Origin of the sequence: Aestuariibaculum marinum (genome assembly GCF_014596975.1) — a bacterium.
Taxonomy (GTDB): domain Bacteria; phylum Bacteroidota; class Bacteroidia; order Flavobacteriales; family Flavobacteriaceae; genus Aestuariibaculum; species Aestuariibaculum marinum.
Genome location: NZ_JACVXD010000116.1, coordinates 1 through 230, shown reverse-complemented (window position 1 = coordinate 230; position 230 = coordinate 1). Strand labels below are relative to the sequence as shown.

Genomic DNA, 230 nt, shown 5'->3' with positions numbered 1-230 from the left:
GTTGGTCACGGCGCGGGCCTCGGACATGAAGCGGTCGATGCCGACGATGACGCCGACGCCGTTGACCAAGTCGGGACGGTAGGCCGACAGGCCGCCCGCGAGGGTCGCGAGTCCGGCGCCGGTGACGCCCGCGGCACCCTTGGAGGCGATGATCATGAAGATCATCAGGCCGATCTGCTCGGGGATCGACATCGGCGTCCCCATCGCGGAGGCGATGAACAGCGACGCCA

The 230-nt window shown here is 68.7% G+C and carries 1 protein-coding gene; it reads right to left on the bottom strand.

From position 1 onward, the window contains the following. Positions 1-230: cation:dicarboxylate symporter family transporter (locus tag ICJ85_RS16435; protein WP_188224858.1), on the bottom strand; the 230-nt coding region annotated here is incomplete at both ends.